This window comes from Cellulomonas sp. 73-92 (assembly GCF_001898175.1).
GTDB lineage: Bacteria > Actinomycetota > Actinomycetes > Actinomycetales > Cellulomonadaceae > Cellulomonas.
Map to the genome: position 1 here is coordinate 159437 of NZ_MKTH01000014.1, position 18308 is coordinate 177744.

Sequence of the window (18308 nt, forward strand, 5' to 3'; positions counted from 1 at the left end):
CGGGCCGGGCTCGGCCGCCGCGGCTAGCATGGAACGAGCACATCCCCCTCCACTTCCGTCTGCGAGGCACACGTGACCAGCGAGAACGAGACCACGGCCGGCGTCGTCGGCACCGCCCGGGTGAAGCGCGGCATGGCCGAGATGCTCAAGGGCGGCGTGATCATGGACGTCGTCACCGCCGAGCAGGCGAAGATCGCCGAGGACGCGGGCGCCGTCGCCGTCATGGCGCTCGAGCGCGTGCCGGCCGACATCCGGGCCCAGGGCGGCGTCGCCCGCATGAGCGACCCCGACCTCATCGACGGGATCATCGCGGCGGTCTCCATCCCGGTGATGGCCAAGGCGCGCATCGGTCACTTCGTCGAGGCGCAGGTGCTGCAGTCGCTCGGCGTCGACTACATCGACGAGTCCGAGGTGCTGACCCCGGCCGACTACGCCCACCACATCGACAAGTGGGCCTTCACCGTGCCGTTCGTGTGCGGCGCCACCAACCTGGGCGAGGCGCTGCGGCGCATCACCGAGGGCGCCGCGATGATCCGCTCCAAGGGCGAGGCGGGGACGGGCGACGTCTCCAACGCGACCACGCACATGCGGCAGATCCGCGACGAGATCCGCCGGCTGACCTCGCTCCCGGAGGACGAGCTCTTCCTCGCCGCCAAGGAGCTGCAGGCGCCGTACGAGCTGGTGGCAGAGGTCGCGAAGGCCGGCAAGCTGCCCGTGGTGCTCTTCACCGCGGGCGGCATCGCGACGCCCGCGGACGCCGCGATGATGATGCAACTCGGCGCCGAGGGCGTCTTCGTCGGCTCCGGCATCTTCAAGTCGGGCAACCCGGCGCAGCGCGCGGCGGCGATCGTCAAGGCGACGACCTTCTACGACGACCCCGACGTCATCGCCAAGGTGTCGCGCGGGCTCGGCGAGGCGATGGTCGGCATCAACGTCGACGACGTCCCGGTGTCGCACCGGCTCGCCGAGCGCGGCTGGTGAGCGCAGCCTCCCGCTGACATGGCCGAGCTGGGACCCGACTGGGTGCCGGGGCCGGACGGCATCCCGTACCGGCGCGCGGCCCGCGTCATCCTGCTCGACGAGGCGGACCGCGTGCTCCTGGTGCGCGGGCACGACGTGGACCAGCCCGAGCGGTCGTGGTGGTTCACCGTCGGCGGCGGCATCGACGCGGGGGAGACGCCCCGGCAGGCGGCGGTCCGCGAGCTCCGCGAGGAGACGGGCATCGCGCTGGTGGAGGGCGACCTCGTCGGCCCGGTCTGCACGCGGCAGGCGCTGTTCGACTTCTTCGCCCGGCTGTGCAGGCAGGACGAGGAGATCTTCGTCGCACGCGTGGACTCGGCGACGCTGCCCCCGCTCTCGCACGACGACTGGACCGACGTCGAGGCCGACGTGCTCGACGAGCTGCGGTGGTGGCAGGTCGACGCCCTCGAGGCCGTCGGCATCGAGGTGTTCCCCGCGGGGCTGCCGGCCCTCGTGCGCTCGCTGCTGCCCGGCTGGGACGGCGTGACCCGGAACCTGGGGCTGGCGCGCGAGACCTGACGGACGCCCCGAAGCGCGAAACGTACTGACCGGTAACATCCACGGCGTGCCTGTCCCCGCGCCGACGTCACCCGCCCTCCGCGTGCCGCGCAGCGGCATCCGCACGCTCATGGACCTCGCGCTGCGCGACCCCGACGCGCTGCACCTGGAGATCGGCGAGCCGGACCAGGGCGTCGCGGCGCACGTCGTCGAGGCCGCGGCGGCCGCCGGGCGAGCCGGGCGCACGGGCTACACCTCCAGCACGGGCCTGCCCGCGCTGCGGGCCGCCGTGGCGGACCGGGTCACCGCGCGTTCGGGGCGCGCGACGAGCCCCGACGACGTCGTGGTGACGCACGGGGCGATGCACGGGCTGGCCATGACGTTCCAGGCCGTCCTCGGCCCGGGCGACGAGGTGCTCGTGCCGGACCCGGCGTTCCCCAACTGGGCGATGGCCGCGACGGCGGCCGGCGCCACCGTGCGCACGTACCCGACCCGGCCGGAGCACGGCTACGTGCCGGTGGCCGCGGAGGTGGCGGCCGCGATCACGCCGCGCACGCGCGCGCTGCTCGTCTGCTCCCCGGACAACCCGACCGGGGCGGTGTACCCCGCGGCGGTGCTCGCCCAGCTCGTCGAGATCGCCCGCCGCCACGACCTGTGGCTCCTGTCCGACGAGTGCTACGAGGCCATCACGTTCGGCGTCCCGTTCGTCTCGCCCGCCGCGTTCGACACCGACGGTCGCGTCGTCGTCGTCGGCAGCGTCTCCAAGACGTACGGCATGACCGGGTGGCGCATCGGCTGGGTGGCCACCGGCTCGCACGAGCTGCTCGAGGTCCTGGGCCACCTCTCGGAGGCGCTCGTCGCGTGCCCGTCGACGGTGGGACAGGTGGGTGCGCTGGCCGCGCTGACCGGGCCGCAGGACGGCGTCGACGTCGCCGTGGCGTCCTACCGCGAACGGCGGGACGCCGCGACCGACCTGCTGGCGGCCCGCGGCCTCGGGTTCACCCGGCCGGAGGGTGCGTTCTACCTGCTCGTGGACGTGGAGGACGACGACACCGACGGCTTCGCCCAGCGCCTCCTGGCGAGCCGCCACGTCGCGGTCGCCCCCGGGGCGACGTTCGGCCTGCAGGCCGCCGGCCGCGTCCGGGTCAGCCTGGCGGCCGCGCGTCCCGTCCTGCTCGAGGGCCTGGCCCGGCTGGCCGACGAGGTCGTCGCCGCCCGTGCGGGGCGCGCGGAGGCCTTCGCCGGCTGAGCGGGTCGGCGGCTCGTCAGGTGACGGTCGAGCGCCGGGCGAACCGCGCGTCGAGGTGCTCGCCCGCGGCCAGCACGTCGGCGTAGGCCTCTGCGGCGGTCAGCATGTCGGCGTGCGTCAGGTAGGGCGCCGCGACGCCCAGCCGGACGATGTCGGGGGCGCGGAAGTCCCCGACGACACCGCGCGCGACCAGCGCCTGGACGATCCCGTACGCGTGCTGGTCGCGCACGCAGACCTGCGACCCGCGCCGGTCGTCCGCCGCCGGCGACACCACGTCCAGGCCCGGCACGAGCAGCTCCAGGCAGCGGCGCAGGAAGCCCGTCAGCGAGGACGAGCGGGCGCGCACGGCGACGACGTCCACACCGTCGAACGCGGTGAGCGCGGCCTCGAGGGTGAGCAGCGACAGCATCGGCGCGGTGCCCGTCCGGGCGCGGGCGACGCCGTCCGCCGGCTCGTACGTGCCGGCCATGTCGAACGGCCGGGCGTGGCCCTGCCACCCGGGGATCGGGTTGACGAACACCGACTGGTGCCGGGAGGCCACGTACAGGTAGGCGGGCGAGCCCGGTCCACCGTTGAGGTACTTGTAGCTGCAGCCGACCGCGAGGTCCACGCCGGCCTCGTCGAGCCCGACCGGGATCGCGCCGGCCGAGTGGCACAGGTCGGCGATCGCGAGCGCCCCGGCGCGATGGGCCGCCGCGACGAGGCCGGCCAGGTCCCAGAGCCGGCCGGTGCGGTAGTCGACGTGCGAGAACGCCACCGCGGCGACCGGATCACCATCGGCGCTCAGCCGGTCGAGGAGCGCCGGCATCTGGTCCGGGTCCGCGAGCTCGACCCGCCAGCCCGCCTCGGCTGCCACGCCGTGCGCCACGTAGAGGTCGGTGGGGAACGAGCCGGGGTCGGTCACGAGGACGCGCGCGTCCGGGCGCAGCGACGCCGCCCCGCGCAGCGCCTGGTAGAGCCGCACCGTGGTGGTGTCGCCGACGACGACCTGCCCGGGGGCGGCGCCGATCAGCCGCCCCACGGCGTCCCCGACCCGGGTCGGGGCCTCCCACCAGCCGGCGGCGTTCCACGACGTGATCAGGCCGCGGCCCCACTCGTCGTGCACGACCCGCTCGAGCGCCGCGGGCACCGCGACCGGCAGCGCGCCGAGCGAGTTGCCGTCGAGGTAGACGACGCCGGGCGGCAGGAGGAACCGCTCGCGCAGGTCGGTCGAGGCGTGGGCTTCGTCCAGCCGGAGGGCTGCGGACCGGAGGGTTCGGCGGGCGCCCTGCCCGAGGTGAGGGGCCATCGCCGGAGCGTATCGGCACGGTCGTCGGGCAGGCCCCGATCGCCCGGGAGGGCGGGGCCCTTCCGCGCCCCGCCTAGACTCCTCGGCCATGACCCCCACCGTCCCGACCGTCGGCGTGCTCGCGCTCCAGGGCGACGTGCGTGAGCACCTCGCCGCGCTCCGGGCGGTCGGCGCCGAGGCGGTCGGGGTGCGCCGTGCGCGTGAGCTGGAGGCGGTCGACGCACTCGTCATCCCCGGCGGCGAGTCGACGACGATCGACAAGCTGCTGCGCGCGTTCGACCTGGTCGAGCCGGTGCGGGAGCGCCTCCGCGCGGGGATGCCCGCCTACGGTTCCTGCGCGGGGATGATCCTGCTCGCGGACCGCCTCATCGGCGCGATCGAGGGGCAGCAGACCCTCGGCGGGATCGACATGACCGTGCGCCGCAACGCGTTCGGCCGCCAGGTCGACTCGTTCGAGACGGACCTCGACATCGCCGGCATCGCGGGCACGGTGCACGCCGTCTTCATCCGCGCGCCGTGGGTCGAGCAGGTGGGCGACGCCGCCGAGGTGCTCGCCCGCGTGGAAGGTGGGCCGGCCGCCGGTAGGATCGTGGCGGTGCGTCAGGGGCCGTTGCTCGTCACGTCCTTCCATCCGGAGGTGACCGGCGACACGCGGGTGCACCGTCTGTTCGTCGACATCGTGCGCGAGAGCCGGTAGCAGCGCCGCGCAGGACGAGCACCACAACGCGGATCCAGGACCGAGGAGCAGCGAGGCATGTCGGGTCACTCCAAGTGGGCCACCACGAAGCACAAGAAGGCGGCCATCGACGCCAAGCGCGGCAAGCTGTTCGCCAAGCTGATCAAGAACATCGAGGTGGCCGCCCGCACGGGTGGAGGTGACCCCGCCGGCAACCCGACGCTGTTCGACGCCATCCAGAAGGCGAAGAAGACCTCGGTCCCCAACGAGAACATCGACCGCGCCGTCAAGCGCGGCTCCGGCCAGGAGGCCGGCGGCGCCGACTACCAGACGATCATGTACGAGGGCTACGGCTCCGGCGGGATCGCCGTGCTGGTCGAGTGCCTGACGGACAACCGCAACCGTGCGGCCTCGGACGTGCGGGTGGCCTTCACCCGCAACGGCGGCTCGATGGCCGACCCCGGATCCGTCTCGTACCTCTTCTCCCGCAAGGGCGTCATCGTCGTGCCCAAGGAGGGCACGAGCGAGGACGCCGTGATGGAGGCGGTGCTCGACGCGGGTGGCGAGGAGGTCACCGACGAGGGCGAGTCCTTCGAGGTGCTCACCGAGGCCACCGACCTGGTGCCGGTCCGCAAGGCCCTGCAGGAGGCCGGGATCGAGTACGACTCGGCCGACGTCGTCTTCTACCCCGCGACGCAGATCGAGGTCGACCTCGACGGCGCGCGCAAGATCCTGCGCCTCATCGACGCCCTCGAGGACTCGGACGACGTGCAGAACGTCTTCACGAACTTCGACGCGTCCGACGAGGTCATGGCGCAGCTCGACGAGGAGGAGTAGCCACTCCTCAGGTGGAGCCGATTGACGTCCGGTGGAGCCGATCGACCGCGACACGCCGTCGCACGAGGTCGAACGGCTCCACTCTTCTCCAGAGGTCGTGAGACTGGCGGCATGCGCGTCCTTGGGGTCGATCCCGGCCTGACCAGGTGCGGGCTGGGCGTCGTCGACGCGCTGCCGGGCCATCGGCTGCAGGCCGTGTGGTTCGGTGTCGCGCGTTCGGACGCCGACGCCGACGTCGACCAGCGGCTGCTGGCGATCGAGCGCCGCCTGGAGGAGGCGCTCGAGGAGCACGCGCCGGACACCGTCGCCATCGAGCGGGTGTTCGCGCAGCACAACGTCAGCACCGTCATGGGCACGGCTCAGGTCGCCGGGCTCGCGCTGGTCGCGGCCGCGCGGCGGCGCATCCCGGTCGCCGTGCACACGCCGTCGGAGGTGAAGGCCGCCGTTACCGGGAACGGCCGCGCCGACAAGGCGCAGGTGCAGGCGATGGTGGCGCGCCTGCTCGGGCTGGAAGAACGGCCGAAGCCCGCCGATGCCGCCGACGCCCTCGCGCTGGCGATCTGCCACCTCTGGCGCCCGCAAGGCGCGATCAGCGCGCCGCAACGCCCGCCCGGCGCGCTGACGCCCGCCCAGCGCGCATGGGCGGCCGCGGAGCAGGCGGCCCGCCGGCGCACCTGACCCCAACCTTCATTTTCCTGACGTTTCGGTTGCGATTCGCGACGAGAACTTCAGGAAAATGGAGGTTGGGGTGGTGGAGTGTCGGGGTGCACGGGTGTCGTACACGTGTGCGAACATGCCCGCATGGCATTCGGGAGGGCATCGTGATCGCGTCGGTCACCGGGACGGTGCAGGCGGTGCGGCTGGACGCGGCAGTCGTCGAGGTCGGCGGGGTCGGCATGCTCGTCCAGGCGACGCCCGCCACGCTGGCCGGGCTCCGCGTGGGGCAGCGCGCCACGTTGCACACGTCGCTCGTCGTGCGGGAGGACTCCCTGACGCTCTTCGGCTTCGCCGAGGCCGACGAGCGCGAGGTCTTCGAGATCGTCCAGACCGTCTCCGGCGTCGGCCCGCGCCTCGCCCTGGCGATGCTCGCGGTGCACAGCCCCGACGGGCTGCGCCGCGCGGTGGCCGACGAGGACTACGGCGCCCTCCAGCGCGTCCCGGGCATCGGGCGCAAGGGCGCGCAGCGCATCGTGCTCGAGCTGGGTGACCGGCTCGGTGCGCCGGCCCCGGCGGCAGGGGGGCGCGCCCCGGTCGCGGCGGTGGGCGACCACCGGGACCAGGTCGTGGAGGCGCTGGTCGGGCTCGGCTGGCAGGCGAGGACCGCCCAGGAGGCCGTCACGACCGTCCTGGAGGGCAGCACGGAGCCCGTGGGCGCCGGCGAGGTCGCCGGCCTGCTGCGCGCGGCGCTGCGGACGCTGGGCGGTGCCCGTGGCTGAGCTCGAGGACGACGAGGCGGTCGTCACCGAGCGGTTCGGTGCCGAGAGCCTGGTCCGGCCGTCCGCCGACGACCTCGAGCGCGCCGCGGAGGCCGCGCTGCGGCCGCGCCGTCTCGCCGAGTTCGTCGGCCAGCGCGTGGTGCGCGAGCAGCTCTCGCTGGTCCTGCAGGCCGCCGCCCGGCGCAACCGGCCGCCGGACCACGTGCTGCTGTCCGGCCCGCCGGGTCTGGGCAAGACGACCCTCGCGATGATCATCGCGGCCGAGCTCGGCACGTCCCTGCGCGTCACCAGCGGGCCGGCGATCCAGCACGCCGGCGACCTGGCGGCGGTGCTGTCCTCGCTCGAGGAGGGCGAGGTGCTGTTCCTCGACGAGATCCACCGGCTGGCTCGGCCGGCCGAGGAGCTGCTCTACGTGGCGATGGAGGACTTCCGGGTCGACGTCGTCGTCGGCAAGGGCGCGGGGGCGAGCGCGATCCCGCTGACGCTGCCGCCGTTCACGGTCGTCGGCGCGACCACGCGGGCCGGCCTGCTGCCGGCCCCGCTGCGCGACCGGTTCGGCTTCACCGGCCACCTGGACTTCTACGCGTCCGACGAGCTCGAGCGGGTGCTCGTCCGCTCCGCCGGTCTCCTGGGGGTGGAGCTGGAGGCCGCCGCCGCCGCCGAGATCGCCTCGCGGTCGCGCGGCACGCCCCGGATCGCGAACCGCCTGCTGCGCCGCGTGCGCGACTGGGCTGAGGTCAAGGGCGACGGCCGGCTGGACCTCGGCGCCGCACGCCGCGCGCTCGAGGTGTTCGAGGTCGACGCCCGCGGCCTCGACCGCCTCGACCGTGCCGTGCTGGAGGCGCTGTGCACGCGGTTCGGTGGCGGGCCCGTCGGCCTGACCACGTTGGCGGTGGCCGTGGGGGAGGAGCCCGAGACCGTCGAGACGGTCGCGGAGCCGTTCCTCGTGCGCGAGGGCCTCGTCGGGCGCACCCCGCGCGGCCGGGTGGCGCTCCCCGCGGCCTGGACCCACCTGGGCCTGGTGGCCCCGGCGCCGCAGGACACGCTCTTCGGGTGAACGCCACGCGGCGTCTCACGCGGGGTCTCACGCGGTGTCCCACGCGGTGTCCCACACAGGGGAACCGAGCAGGGACCTCGGGCGTTGGAGCGACCGGTCCGTACGCCTAGACTGCGTCGGGCACATCGACACGTCAGGAGACGGCACCTCGCCATGGGCAGCAACACCATCATCTGGGCAATCCTCATCGTGCTGCTCGGCGCCATGTGGTTCATGTCCCGGCGCTCCCGCCAGCAGCAGCAGAAGGCGCAGGAGTTCCGGAACAACCTCAAGCCCGGCGACGAGGTCATGACGCACTCCGGGATGCTCGGCACCGTCGTCGAGGTCGAGGGCGACAACATCACCCTCGAGTCCGGCCCGGGCAGCCGCAGCCGCTGGATCCGCGCGGCCATCGCCAAGCTCATCGAGCCGACCACCGAGGTCGCCGACGTCGACGACGAGGCGGACGACCAGGCGGACGACGACTACTACGAGGGTGATGACGTCGAGGTGCCGGACGACATCTCGTCCCTCGACCCGTCGCACGGCACCGCGTCCGGTGACGAGGACGACGAGACCGGCAAGGAAGCGAAGTAACCGCGCGGCCCGGGCACCGCGCCCGGGCCCTCCATCCCACCGGTGACGACGTCGCCGGTGCGTGCACGAGAGAGAACTGATCTTGGCTGCTCCGACAACCCGGCGCCGTCCGGTGCGCACGCTCGTCACCTTGGGCGTCGTCATCGTGGTGATGGCAGCCGCGATCGCCGCGGGGATCACGTGGTCCAAGGCGACCCTGGCCCCCAAGCTCGCGCTCGACCTCGAGGGCGGCACCGAGATCATCCTCACCCCGGTCCCCGAGGCGCAGACCTCCGGCCAGGTGACCTCGACGACGATCACCCAGGCGATCAACGTCATCCGGCAGCGCATCGACGCGTCCGGTGTGGCCGAGGCCCAGATCAGCAGCCAGGGCAGCGGCTCGACGGCGAAGATCGTCGTCTCCCTGCCGGGCACGCCCGACCCGGAGACGGTCAAGCTCGTCACCACGTCGGCCCAGATGGAGTTCCGTCCGGTCCTCAAGCAGAGCTACAGCACCACCCCGACGCCGACCCCGACGCCGACGTCGACCGACACCTCGGGGGCGACGCCGGCGCCCACCGCCTCCGGTGCGGCCGCCGCGGCGAGCGCTACCTCGACGGCCACCGCGGCCGCGAGCAGCGCGGCGAGCGCGGCCCCGACGCCGACGCCCAGCCCGAGCGCCTCGGCCGCCGCCGGTGCCGGCCCGAGCAGCCCGAGCGACGTCGCCTACTACGTGACGCCCGACGTCCAGAAGCAGTTCGACGCCCTCGACTGCAGCAACCAGAAGAACCTGACGGGCGGCGTCAACGGGCCCGCGAACGCGGCCTTCGTCACCTGCTCGCAGGACGGGCTGTCGAAGTACATCCTGGGCCCGGTCGAGGTCGAGGGGCGCCACATCGCCGGCGCGAACTCGGGCCTCAACATCCTCCCGAACGGCACCACCGGCACCACGTGGGTGGTCAACCTCAAGTTCGACGGCCAGGGCACCACGCAGTTCGCGGCCACCACGACGCGGCTGTACAGCTACCACAAGAACAACCAGTCGCCGCTGGACCAGTTCGCCGTCGTCCTGGACGGGCTCGTCGTGTCCGCACCGGCGGTCCAGGACGTCATCCCCAACGGCCAGGCCGTCATCTCCGGCTCGTTCACCCGCACGTCCGCCGCGACGCTGGCCAACCAGCTGTCGTTCGGCTCGCTTCCGGTGAGCTTCCAGGTGGAGAGCCAGCAGCAGATCTCCGCGACGCTCGGCTCCGAGCAGCTCCAGAAGGGGCTCCTGGCGGGCCTGATCGGCCTGATCCTCGTCGTCGTCTACTCGCTGATCCAGTACCGGGTGCTGGGTCTGCTGACGGTGTCGTCGCTGGTCCTGGCCGCGATCATGACGTACCTCGTGATCACGTTGCTGTCGTGGCTGCAGGGCTACCGGCTGTCGCTGCCCGGTGTCGCCGGCCTGATCGTGGCCATCGGCATCACCGCGGACTCGTTCATCGTCTACTTCGAGCGGATCAGGGACGAGCTGCGCGACGGACGGCCGCTGACGGCGGCGGTCGAGCACGGCTGGGCCCGTGCGCGGCGCACCATCCTGGCGTCCGACGCGGTCAACTTCATGGCAGCCGCGGCGCTGTACCTGCTGGCGATCGGCAGCGTCCGAGGCTTCGCGTTCACGCTCGGGCTGACCACGATCATCGACCTGATCATCGTGTTCTTCTTCACGCACCCGATGATGGAGATCATCTCCAAGCTGCGGTTCTTCGGCGAGGGCCATCGGCTCTCCGGCCTGGACCCGCGCCGCCTCGGCGTGGAGGGCGTGCGGTACATGGGCCGTGGCCGGGTCGTCGTGACCCCCAAGGGCAAGGCCGGCGCCGAGGAGGAGGCCACCCCGAAGGCGTGGCCGACGAAGCAGCCCGCGGTCGTCGGCGCACCCGGTATGACCATCGCCGAGCGGCGCGCCGCGGCACGACGCTCGGGCGCCACCGCGCCGCCGCCACCTGACACCTCGTCCGCGCACGACGAGCGCACGACGACCGAAGGGGACGAGCACTGATGGCCGTCGGATTCGCCCAGTGGGGCAACGACCTCTACACGGGCAAGCGGTCGTACGACATCGTCGGTCGCCGTCGCTGGTGGTTCACCGTCTCCGGCGTCCTGGTGCTCGCGGCGATCGTCCTGCTCTTCGCGCCCGGCCTGAACCCCGGCATCGAGTTCCGGGGCGGCTCGGAGTTCGTCGTCACCGGCGCGGCCAACCGCGACCAGCAGAAGGCCGTCGACGTCGTCGCCGCGATCGACAGCCAGGAGGTGGCCCTCGTCACCAACATGGGCACCGACTCGCTGCGGGTGCAGACGCGTCAGCTGGCCAACACCGAGGTCGAGCAGGTGCGGGAAGGGTTGGCGAAGGCGTACGGCGTCTCCGTCAACAACGTCACCAGCACGTTCATCGGCCCGACCTGGGGCGCGGACGTCTCGAAGAAGGCCGTCACCGGCCTCGTCGTCTTCCTCGTGCTCGTCGCGGTCGTCATGACGCTGTACTTCCGGAACTGGCGGATGGCCGTGTCGGCGATCGTCGCCCTCTTCCACGACATCCTCATCACGGCGGGGGTGTACGCGGCCGTCGGCTGGGAGGTCACGCCCGCGACCGTCATCGGGTTCCTGACGATCCTCGGGTACTCGATCTACGACACGGTCGTCGTGTTCGACAAGGTGCGTGAGAACACCGACGGGGTGATCCACCAGAGCCGGTACACGTACTCCGAGAAGGCGAACCTCGCCGTCAACCAGACGCTCGTCCGGTCGATCAACACCTCGGTCGTCGCGCTCCTCCCGGTGGCCGGCATCCTCTTCATCGGCGCGTTCGTCCTCGGCGCCGGCACCCTGCGGGACATCGCCCTGGCGCTGTTCGTCGGCATGCTCGTCGGTGCGTACTCGTCGATCTTCCTGGCCACGCCGCTGGAGGTCGTGCTGCGCGAGCGCGAGCCGGAGATGGTCGCCCTCCGCAAGCGCGTGCTGGCCGGCCGGACGGGCGGTGCAGTCGTCGACGGTGAGCCGGTCCCGGCCGGTGCGGCCGCCACGACGTTCGTCGGCCCGCTGCACCCGGGCGCCCACCAGGGTGTGGCCGCGCAGCCGAAGCGTCGCCGCAAGTGAACGTCCCGGATCGCGCCGCGGTCACCGCTCGCGTCACCGAGCTGCTGCGCGAGGTCCCCGACTACCCCGAGCCCGGCGTCCTCTTCCGGGACATCACCACGGTGCTGGCCGACGGGCCGGCGTTCGCGGACCTCGTCGCGGTCCTGGCGGCGGACGCCCCCGGGCCGGTCGACCTGGTGGCGGGCATGGAGTCGCGCGGCTTCCTGCTCGCGGCGCCGATCGCCGTCGCCCTCGGCGCGGGCGTGGTGCTCGTCCGCAAGGCGGGCAAGCTGCCCGGGCCGACGATCGCGGAGACGTACGACCTCGAGTACGGCACGGCGACGCTCGAGGTGCAGCCGTTCACGGTGCCCGAGGGTTCGCGTGTCCTGGTGGTCGACGACGTCCTGGCGACCGGAGGCACGGCGGCCGCGACGCTCAAGCTGTTCGAGGACTGCGGGGCCCACGTCGTCGGCATCGCCGTGCTGGCGGAGCTGGTGGGCCTGCACGGGCGCGACCGCGTGCCGGGTGTCCCGGTCGACACGCTGCTGACGTTGCCCTGACCTGCCGGTCGTAGACTCCCAGGACAGGGCCGACCAGGACCGACGTCCGCAGGGGAGCCGGGACGGTGCGGCGATCGTGCGGCGCGGGTGCGGAATGGCGCGGCCCGCCGGGGCGTTCCCAGTCGGTGCCCGGGATGGTGTCCGGGCCCGCGGACCGCGAGAGGGGTGACGACGATGACCGACCAGTCCGTCAGCCCGCGCGTCGAGACCCCGACGGAGGCCACGTCGGCCGCGCGCGTGCGTGCTCGCCTGGCGCGGTTCGGCGGCCGCTCGTCGGCCGCGTTCCCGGCGCTCGAGCCGGTGATGCAGGCCGCGCGCGAGCACTTCCCGAAGGCCGACCTGTCGGTGCTCGAGCAGGCGTACGTCGTGGCCGAGCGCGCGCACCGGGGGCAGCTGCGCAAGAGCGGCGATCCCTACATCACGCACCCGGTCGCGGTGGCGACGATCCTCGCCGAGCTCGGGATGTCGGCCTCGGTGCTGGCGGCGGCGCTGCTGCACGACACCGTCGAGGACACCGCCTACTCCCTGGACCAGCTGCGCCACGACTTCGGCCCCGAGGTCGCGATGCTGGTCGACGGCGTGACCAAGCTGGACAAGGTCCAGTACGGCGACGCGGCGCAGGCGGAGACCGTGCGCAAGATGGTCGTCGCGATGTCGCACGACATCCGCGTCCTCGTCATCAAGCTGGCCGACCGGCTCCACAACGCCCGGACGTGGAAGTTCGTCTCGTCGGAGTCGGCCGAGCGCAAGGCCCGCGAGACGCTGGAGATCTACGCGCCGCTGGCCCACCGGCTCGGCATGAACACCATCAAGTGGGAGCTGGAGGACCTCAGCTTCGCGACGCTCTACCCGAAGGTGTACGACGAGATCGTCCACCTGGTGGCGGAGCGCGCGCCGGCGCGCGAGGAGTACCTGTCCACGGTCCGCGAGCAGGTCGGCGCCGACCTGCGTGCCGCGAAGATCAAGGCGACGGTCACCGGTCGGCCGAAGCACTACTACTCGATCTACCAGAAGATGATCGTGCGCGGCCGCGACTTCGCCGATATCTACGACCTGGTCGGCGTACGGGTGCTGGTCGACACCGTCCGTGACTGCTACGCGGCGCTCGGCGCGCTGCACGCGCGATGGAACCCGGTCCCGGGCCGGTTCAAGGACTACATCGCGATGCCGAAGTTCAACCTCTACCAGTCGCTGCACACGACCGTGATCGGGCCTGGCGGCAAGCCCGTCGAGATCCAGATCCGGACGCACGAGATGCACCGGCGGGCCGAGTACGGCGTTGCGGCGCACTGGAAGTACAAGGAGAACGCGAAGGGCGGCAGCACCCAGCCGGCGGTCACCGACAGCCAGGGCAACGACATGAGCTGGCTGCGCCAGCTCGTCGACTGGCAGAAGGAGACGGCGGACCCGAGCGAGTTCCTCGACTCGCTGCGGTTCGAGATCGCCGGCTCCGAGGTCTACGTGTTCACGCCGAAGGGCGACGTCATCGCGCTGCCCCAGGGGTCCACGCCCGTCGACTTCGCCTATGCGGTGCACACCGAGGTGGGCCACCGCACCATGGGTGCGCGCGTCAACGGCCGCCTGGTGCCGCTCGACTCGGCGCTGGAGAACGGCGACGTCGTCGACGTGTTCACGTCGAAGTCGGAGACGGCCGGGCCGAGCCGGGACTGGCTGGGCTTCGTCAAGAGCCCCCGCGCCCGCAACAAGATCCGGCAGTGGTTCACCAAGGAGCGCCGCGAGGAGGCCGTCGAGCGCGGCAAGGACGCGCTGGCCAAGGCGATGCGCAAGCAGCACCTGCCGCTGCAGCGCCTGCTGTCGCACGAGGCCCTCGTCGCTCTCGCCGCCGAGATGCGGTACGCCGACGTGACCGCGCTGTACAGCGCGATCGGCGAGAACCAGGTCGCCGCCACGACGGTGGTGCAGCGGCTCGTCGCGTCGCTCGGCGGGGTGCCGGCGGCCGAGGAGGACCTCGCCGAGGCGACGCGCCCCGGACCCGCCGCGCGCACCGTGCGCCAGGGCGACCCCGGTGTCGTCGTCAAGGGCGTCGGGGACGTCTGGGTCAAGCTGGCCAAGTGCTGCACGCCGGTGCCCGGCGACGGCATCGTCGGGTTCATCACCCGGGGCGCCGGCGTCAGCGTGCACCGTCTCGACTGCACCAACCTCCAGGGGCTCAAGGCGAGCCAGCCCGAGCGGCTGGTCGAGGTCGAGTGGAGCCACACCGGGTCGCAGCTCTTCCTCGTGCAGATCCAGGTCGAGGCCCTGGACAGGTCCCGCCTGCTGTCCGACGTGACCCGCGTCCTCTCGGACCACCACGTCAACATCCTGTCGGCGACGGTCTCGACCAACCGGGACCGGGTGGCGCTCTCACGCTTCGTCTTCGAGATGGCCGAGCCGTCCCACCTGGCGTCGGTCCTCGCCGCGGTGCGTCGGGTGGAGGGCGTCTACGACGTCTACCGGATCACCGGCGCCAAGACCCCCGACCAGCCGGTCATCCGCGCCTGAGCTCGGCGCGGTCCAGCGCCGGGGGAAGCACGGCCTGCAGCTCCGCCAGGAGGGTGCGGGCACGCTGGACGCCCCGCCCGCCCCGCAGCTCGCGCATCGCCGCCAGGGCGGCGTGCGGGTCGAACCCAAGGGGGAGCAGCCCGACCAGGAGGCGCACGACGTCGCCGGGCGCGGCGAAGCGCGCGACGTCCACGCCGGTGCGCTGCACCGTCGTCACACGCCCTGGACCGAGGTCGAGCACGTCCTCGTCCGGCAGCGGCCCTTCCGCGGCGCGGCGCAAGGGGTGCGGGTCGGGGCGGCGCACGCCCGGCGGGACGACGACGTCCACCTTCGTCGGGCGCGGGCCACCCGCGTGCACCCACGCGGCGGCGGCGCGCCCGACGACGCCGCGCTGCGGCACCAGGTCCGACAACGCCGCCAGCCGCAGTCCGGCCGTCACCTCCTGCCCGGCGCGGACCGCGACGCCGTCCCAGATCGGTACGCGAGCCCGATCCAGCAGCATCCCGGTCCACTCGGCCGCGGACAGCTCGTCACGCCGCACCAGCGGGTCCACCTCGAGGGTGGTCGCCCGGTACCGGAGCAGCGCGTTCGACACGTGGGGCAGCATGGCGTGCCGGGCCGCACGCGCGCGCCGCGGCCTGTGGACGAGGCCGCACCACGCCGGAAGACGCCCGCCGGCCGGGTGCCCCACGGCTGTACCTCCGCCCAGGGCGGCGCTCCCGCGTCGCCTGCCGTCAGCCCCGCCGACCGGCGATCAGCCACAGCGCGGCGAGGCGGTCGGAGCGACCGTCAGCCGCGGGCGTCCCGGGCCGCGCGCTCGACCTGCTCGAGCCAGGAGCGTCGAGCGTCGAGCGCGGCCTTGACCTCGGCGGCCTTGCGACGGTCGCCCGTCGCCTCGGCCTTGGCCAGGTCCGCCTCGAGGCCGGCGATCGCCTGCTCGAGCTGTGCGCCCATGCCCTCGGCCCGCGCGCGGGTCTCCGGGTTGCTGCGGCGCCACTGGTGCTCGTCGGCGTCGCGCACGGCCTGCTCGACCGCTCGCAGCCGACCCTCGATGCGCTGCAGGTCGCCGCGCGGCACCTTGCCCGCAGCGTCCCACCGGTCCTGGATCGACCGGAGCGCCGCCTTCGCGGCGGCCAGGTCGCGGACCGGCAGCAGCGTCTCGGCCTCGGCCGCGAGCCGCTCCTTGACCACGAGGTTCGCCGCGTACTCCTCGTCGGTCGCGGCCGCCGCGGCGTCGCGGGACGCGAAGAACGCGTCCTGCGCCGCGCGGAAGCGCGCCCAGAGCGCGTCGTCGACGGGGCGGCTGGCGCGGCCCGCGGCCTTCCACTCGGCCATGAGGTCGCGGTACGCGCCGGCGGTCGCCGCCCAGTCGGTGCTGGTGGCGAGCTTCTCGGCCTGCAGGACCAGCGCCTCCTTGACGTTCTTGGCCGAGGCGTTCCGACTCTCGAGCTCGGCGAAGAAGTGCCGGCGCTCACGGTCGAACGTGGTGCGGGCGTGGCTGAACCGCTTCCACAGCGCTTCCTCGGTGGGGCGGTCGAGCCGCGGCCCGTTGCGCTGGGCGTCCTTCCACTGGTCGAGGAGCGCCCGCAGCTGCTCGCCGGCGGGCCGCCACTGGATGCGGCTCGGGTCGGTGGCGGCGATCGCCTCGGCCTGCTCCACGATCGCGGTGCGCGACTCCTGCGCGGCCTGGCGCGCGGCGGCGCGCTCGGCCTCCGCCGCGGCCCGGCGCTCCGCGGCGACGGCCCGGAGCCCGTCGAGGCGGGCGCGGAGCCCGACGAGGTCGCCCACGGCCGCCGGCGCGACGAGCTCCTCCGTGAGCTTCCCGATGGTCGAGTCGATCTCCTTGACCGACAGGTCGGTCGCCGCCAGACGGGCCTCGAACAGGACCACCTTCGCCTGCAGGTCGATGAAGCGACGCACGTAGAGCGCCATCGCGTCGTCGGCGCTGGCGCCGGGCACCTGGCCGACCTCGCGCTCCTCGTCGCCGTCCTGGACGAGCACGGTGCCGTCCTCGGTGACGCGGCCGAACGCCGACGCGGCGGCGACCTCGGCGGGGTCCAACGGTGCTGCCGGGGCCGGGAGTGTCGGTGCCGCCGGCACCACCGGGACCTGACCCGTGACGGGCGCGGCGGGCGCGCCGGCCGGGGGGACCGGGCGAGGGCGGATCAGCGCCGGTGTCGGGCGTGGCCCCGGTGCGGGCTGCTCGGCGGCGACCGAGGTGGCGGGCTCGTCGAGCACCGCCTCCTGAGCGACGGGCTCCTCGGCCGCGGCGTCCTGTACAACGAGCTCGTCGGCCACGACCTCGTCGGGCACAGCCACGACCTCGTCGGCCGCAGCCACGACCTCGGCGGCGCTGACCTCGGCCTCGACCGTGGCCTCGACCGTGGCCTCCACCTCGGCTTCCACCTCGGCCCCCGCCTCGGCCTCCGCCACGGCCTCCGCCTCGACGTCGGCCGGGGCCAGTTCGGCCGTCGCGTCGAGCTCCTGCTCGATCGCGACCGGCTCGTCGAACGCGGGCTCGATCTCGATGGGCTCGTCCATCCCCGGCTCGATCTCGATCAGGTCGTCGACCGGGGTCACCTCGGCGACCGTCTCGGGGGCGTCCACCTCGTCGGGCGTGACCGCAGCGGGCTCGGGCGCGTCGGGCTGGGCCGGCGTGGCTGGGTTCTCCGTCACTGGGTCTTCACTCCCTCGATGATGACGTCGTGGACGGGCGCGGTGAACTGTCCGCTCACCTCGACCGTCCCTTCGTCGGCGATGGCCTGCAGCACGTCCAGGCCTGACGTGATCGTGCCGAAGACGGTGTAGCCGCCGGCGCTGTCCGACTCGATGGTCGTGTCGCCGTACACCATGAAGAACTGGCTGCCCATCGAGCTCGCCTGCCCGGAGACCCGCGCCATGGCGAGCGTGCCCTTGGGGTACATGTTGTCGGCCGGCGCGTTCTCGATGGGACCCCAGCTGTAGCCGGGGCCGCCCGTGCCGCTGGCGGTCGGGTCGCCGCACTGCAGCACCTTGATCGAGGTGTCCAGCCGGTGGCACTTCGTCTGGTCGAAGTAGCCCTCCTGGGCCAGCGTGACGAAGTTCGCCACCGCCTGCGGGGCCTTGTCGCCGTAGAGCGTGGCGACGATGGTGCCGCGGTTCGTGGTGATCGTCGTGGTCCAGGTGCGGTTCTGCGCGAGCGACTTGTCGGGGACCTTCCCACCGTTGCCGATGCGTGGCGACAGGTCGAGCGCGGCACCGGTCGCCGAGGCGGTGGCGGACGGGGAGCTCGTCGGCGAGGCGGCCGGTGACTTGTCGGAGACGGCGACCGCGATGGCGATGGCCGCGACCACGACGATGACACCGCCGATGGCGCCACCGATGATGTTCCGGCGGCGGCGGGCCGCCCTGGCCTTCGCCTGGCGCTCCTGCCACTTCTCGATCCGGCGCCGTTCGTACTCCCGCTCGCGCTTGCTGGACACACCCTCTCCTCGTCGGGCGCGCGCGCGAGGTCGGCGACCTGCGGGTGCGCACGCC

At 73.2% G+C, this 18308-nt stretch carries 17 protein-coding genes; 13 read left to right on the forward strand and 4 right to left on the reverse strand.

Features of this window, described 5'->3' with window-relative positions; translation table 11 throughout:
- The first annotated feature begins 72 nt into the window (after window positions 1-72).
- From pdxS to BGO37_RS11030, 3 genes are read left to right on the forward strand one after another with little or no spacing between them, the layout of a single operon-like run.
- Window positions 73-981, forward strand: coding sequence for a pyridoxal 5'-phosphate synthase lyase subunit PdxS (gene pdxS, locus BGO37_RS11020; protein WP_291754793.1), 909 nt, complete (start codon window positions 73-75; stop codon window positions 979-981).
- Window positions 982-999: 18 nt separating this feature from the next.
- Window positions 1000-1539 (forward strand): NUDIX domain-containing protein, encoded by a 540-nt coding sequence (locus BGO37_RS11025; RefSeq protein WP_291754795.1) that lies wholly within the window; start codon window positions 1000-1002, stop codon window positions 1537-1539.
- Window positions 1540-1585: 46 nt separating this feature from the next.
- A complete protein-coding gene (locus tag BGO37_RS11030) occupies window positions 1586-2767 on the forward strand; it encodes a pyridoxal phosphate-dependent aminotransferase (RefSeq protein WP_291754796.1) in 1182 nt (393 codons plus the stop codon).
- Between the two features lie 16 nt (window positions 2768-2783).
- Here BGO37_RS11030 and BGO37_RS11035 read toward each other — a convergent pair whose 3' ends face one another.
- Complete coding sequence (locus BGO37_RS11035) at window positions 2784-4055, reverse strand: aminotransferase class V-fold PLP-dependent enzyme (protein WP_291754799.1); 1272 nt, start codon at window positions 4053-4055, stop codon at window positions 2784-2786.
- 88 nt (window positions 4056-4143) lie between these two features.
- Between BGO37_RS11035 and pdxT the strand changes: the two genes are divergently transcribed.
- The 10 genes from pdxT to BGO37_RS11085 all read left to right on the forward strand — a co-directional run bounded on the left by pdxT (window position 4144) and on the right by BGO37_RS11085 (window position 14792).
- Window positions 4144-4752, forward strand: a complete 609-nt coding sequence (gene pdxT, locus BGO37_RS11040) for a pyridoxal 5'-phosphate synthase glutaminase subunit PdxT (RefSeq protein ID WP_291754801.1) — start codon at window positions 4144-4146, stop codon at window positions 4750-4752.
- A 57-nt stretch (window positions 4753-4809) separates the two neighbouring features.
- Window positions 4810-5568, forward strand: a complete 759-nt coding sequence (locus BGO37_RS11045; RefSeq protein ID WP_291754803.1) for a YebC/PmpR family DNA-binding transcriptional regulator — start codon at window positions 4810-4812, stop codon at window positions 5566-5568.
- Window positions 5569-5679: 111 nt separating this feature from the next.
- The gene (gene ruvC, locus BGO37_RS11050; RefSeq protein ID WP_291754805.1) at window positions 5680-6246 is read left to right on the forward strand and encodes a crossover junction endodeoxyribonuclease RuvC; all 567 of its coding nucleotides are present in this window, start codon (window positions 5680-5682) and stop codon (window positions 6244-6246) included.
- Between the two features lie 143 nt (window positions 6247-6389).
- Complete coding sequence (gene ruvA / locus BGO37_RS11055) at window positions 6390-7004, forward strand: Holliday junction branch migration protein RuvA (RefSeq protein WP_291754808.1); 615 nt, start codon at window positions 6390-6392, stop codon at window positions 7002-7004.
- Entirely contained in the window at window positions 6997-8061 is a 1065-nt protein-coding gene (ruvB, locus tag BGO37_RS11060; RefSeq protein WP_291754811.1) for a Holliday junction branch migration DNA helicase RuvB, read from the forward strand. The genes ruvA and ruvB overlap by 8 nt, the downstream gene beginning before the upstream one ends.
- Before the next feature lie 153 nt (window positions 8062-8214).
- The gene (gene yajC, locus BGO37_RS11065; RefSeq protein WP_291754814.1) at window positions 8215-8637 is read left to right on the forward strand and encodes a preprotein translocase subunit YajC; all 423 of its coding nucleotides are present in this window, start codon (window positions 8215-8217) and stop codon (window positions 8635-8637) included.
- An 82-nt stretch (window positions 8638-8719) separates the two neighbouring features.
- Window positions 8720-10657, forward strand: coding sequence for a protein translocase subunit SecD (gene secD, locus BGO37_RS11070; RefSeq protein ID WP_367188104.1), 1938 nt, complete (start codon window positions 8720-8722; stop codon window positions 10655-10657).
- Window positions 10657-11751: a protein translocase subunit SecF gene (secF, locus tag BGO37_RS11075; RefSeq protein WP_291754817.1), complete on the forward strand. Its 1095-nt coding sequence runs from the start codon at window positions 10657-10659 to the stop codon at window positions 11749-11751. The genes secD and secF overlap by 1 nt, the downstream gene beginning before the upstream one ends.
- Window positions 11748-12290, forward strand: a complete 543-nt coding sequence (locus BGO37_RS11080; protein ID WP_291754820.1) for an adenine phosphoribosyltransferase — start codon at window positions 11748-11750, stop codon at window positions 12288-12290. Before secF ends, BGO37_RS11080 begins: the two co-directional genes overlap by 4 nt.
- 174 nt (window positions 12291-12464) lie before the next feature.
- Entirely contained in the window at window positions 12465-14792 is a 2328-nt protein-coding gene (locus tag BGO37_RS11085) for a bifunctional (p)ppGpp synthetase/guanosine-3',5'-bis(diphosphate) 3'-pyrophosphohydrolase (protein WP_291754823.1), read from the forward strand.
- Here the strand turns inward: BGO37_RS11085 and BGO37_RS11090 are convergent.
- The 3 genes from BGO37_RS11090 to BGO37_RS11100 form a co-directional block, all read right to left on the reverse strand.
- Window positions 14779-15387: a hypothetical protein gene (locus BGO37_RS11090; protein WP_291754825.1), complete on the reverse strand. Its 609-nt coding sequence runs from the start codon at window positions 15385-15387 to the stop codon at window positions 14779-14781. The two genes, BGO37_RS11085 and BGO37_RS11090, sit on opposite strands and share 14 nt — an antisense overlap.
- Before the next feature lie 194 nt (window positions 15388-15581).
- On the reverse strand, window positions 15582-17468 hold the full coding sequence (locus tag BGO37_RS11095; protein ID WP_291754828.1) for a DUF349 domain-containing protein: 1887 nt from the start codon (window positions 17466-17468) through the stop codon (window positions 15582-15584).
- The gene (locus tag BGO37_RS11100) at window positions 17465-18253 is read right to left on the reverse strand and encodes a peptidylprolyl isomerase (protein WP_291754831.1); all 789 of its coding nucleotides are present in this window, start codon (window positions 18251-18253) and stop codon (window positions 17465-17467) included. Before BGO37_RS11100 ends, BGO37_RS11095 begins: the two co-directional genes overlap by 4 nt.
- Window positions 18254-18308: the final 55 nt, after the last annotated feature.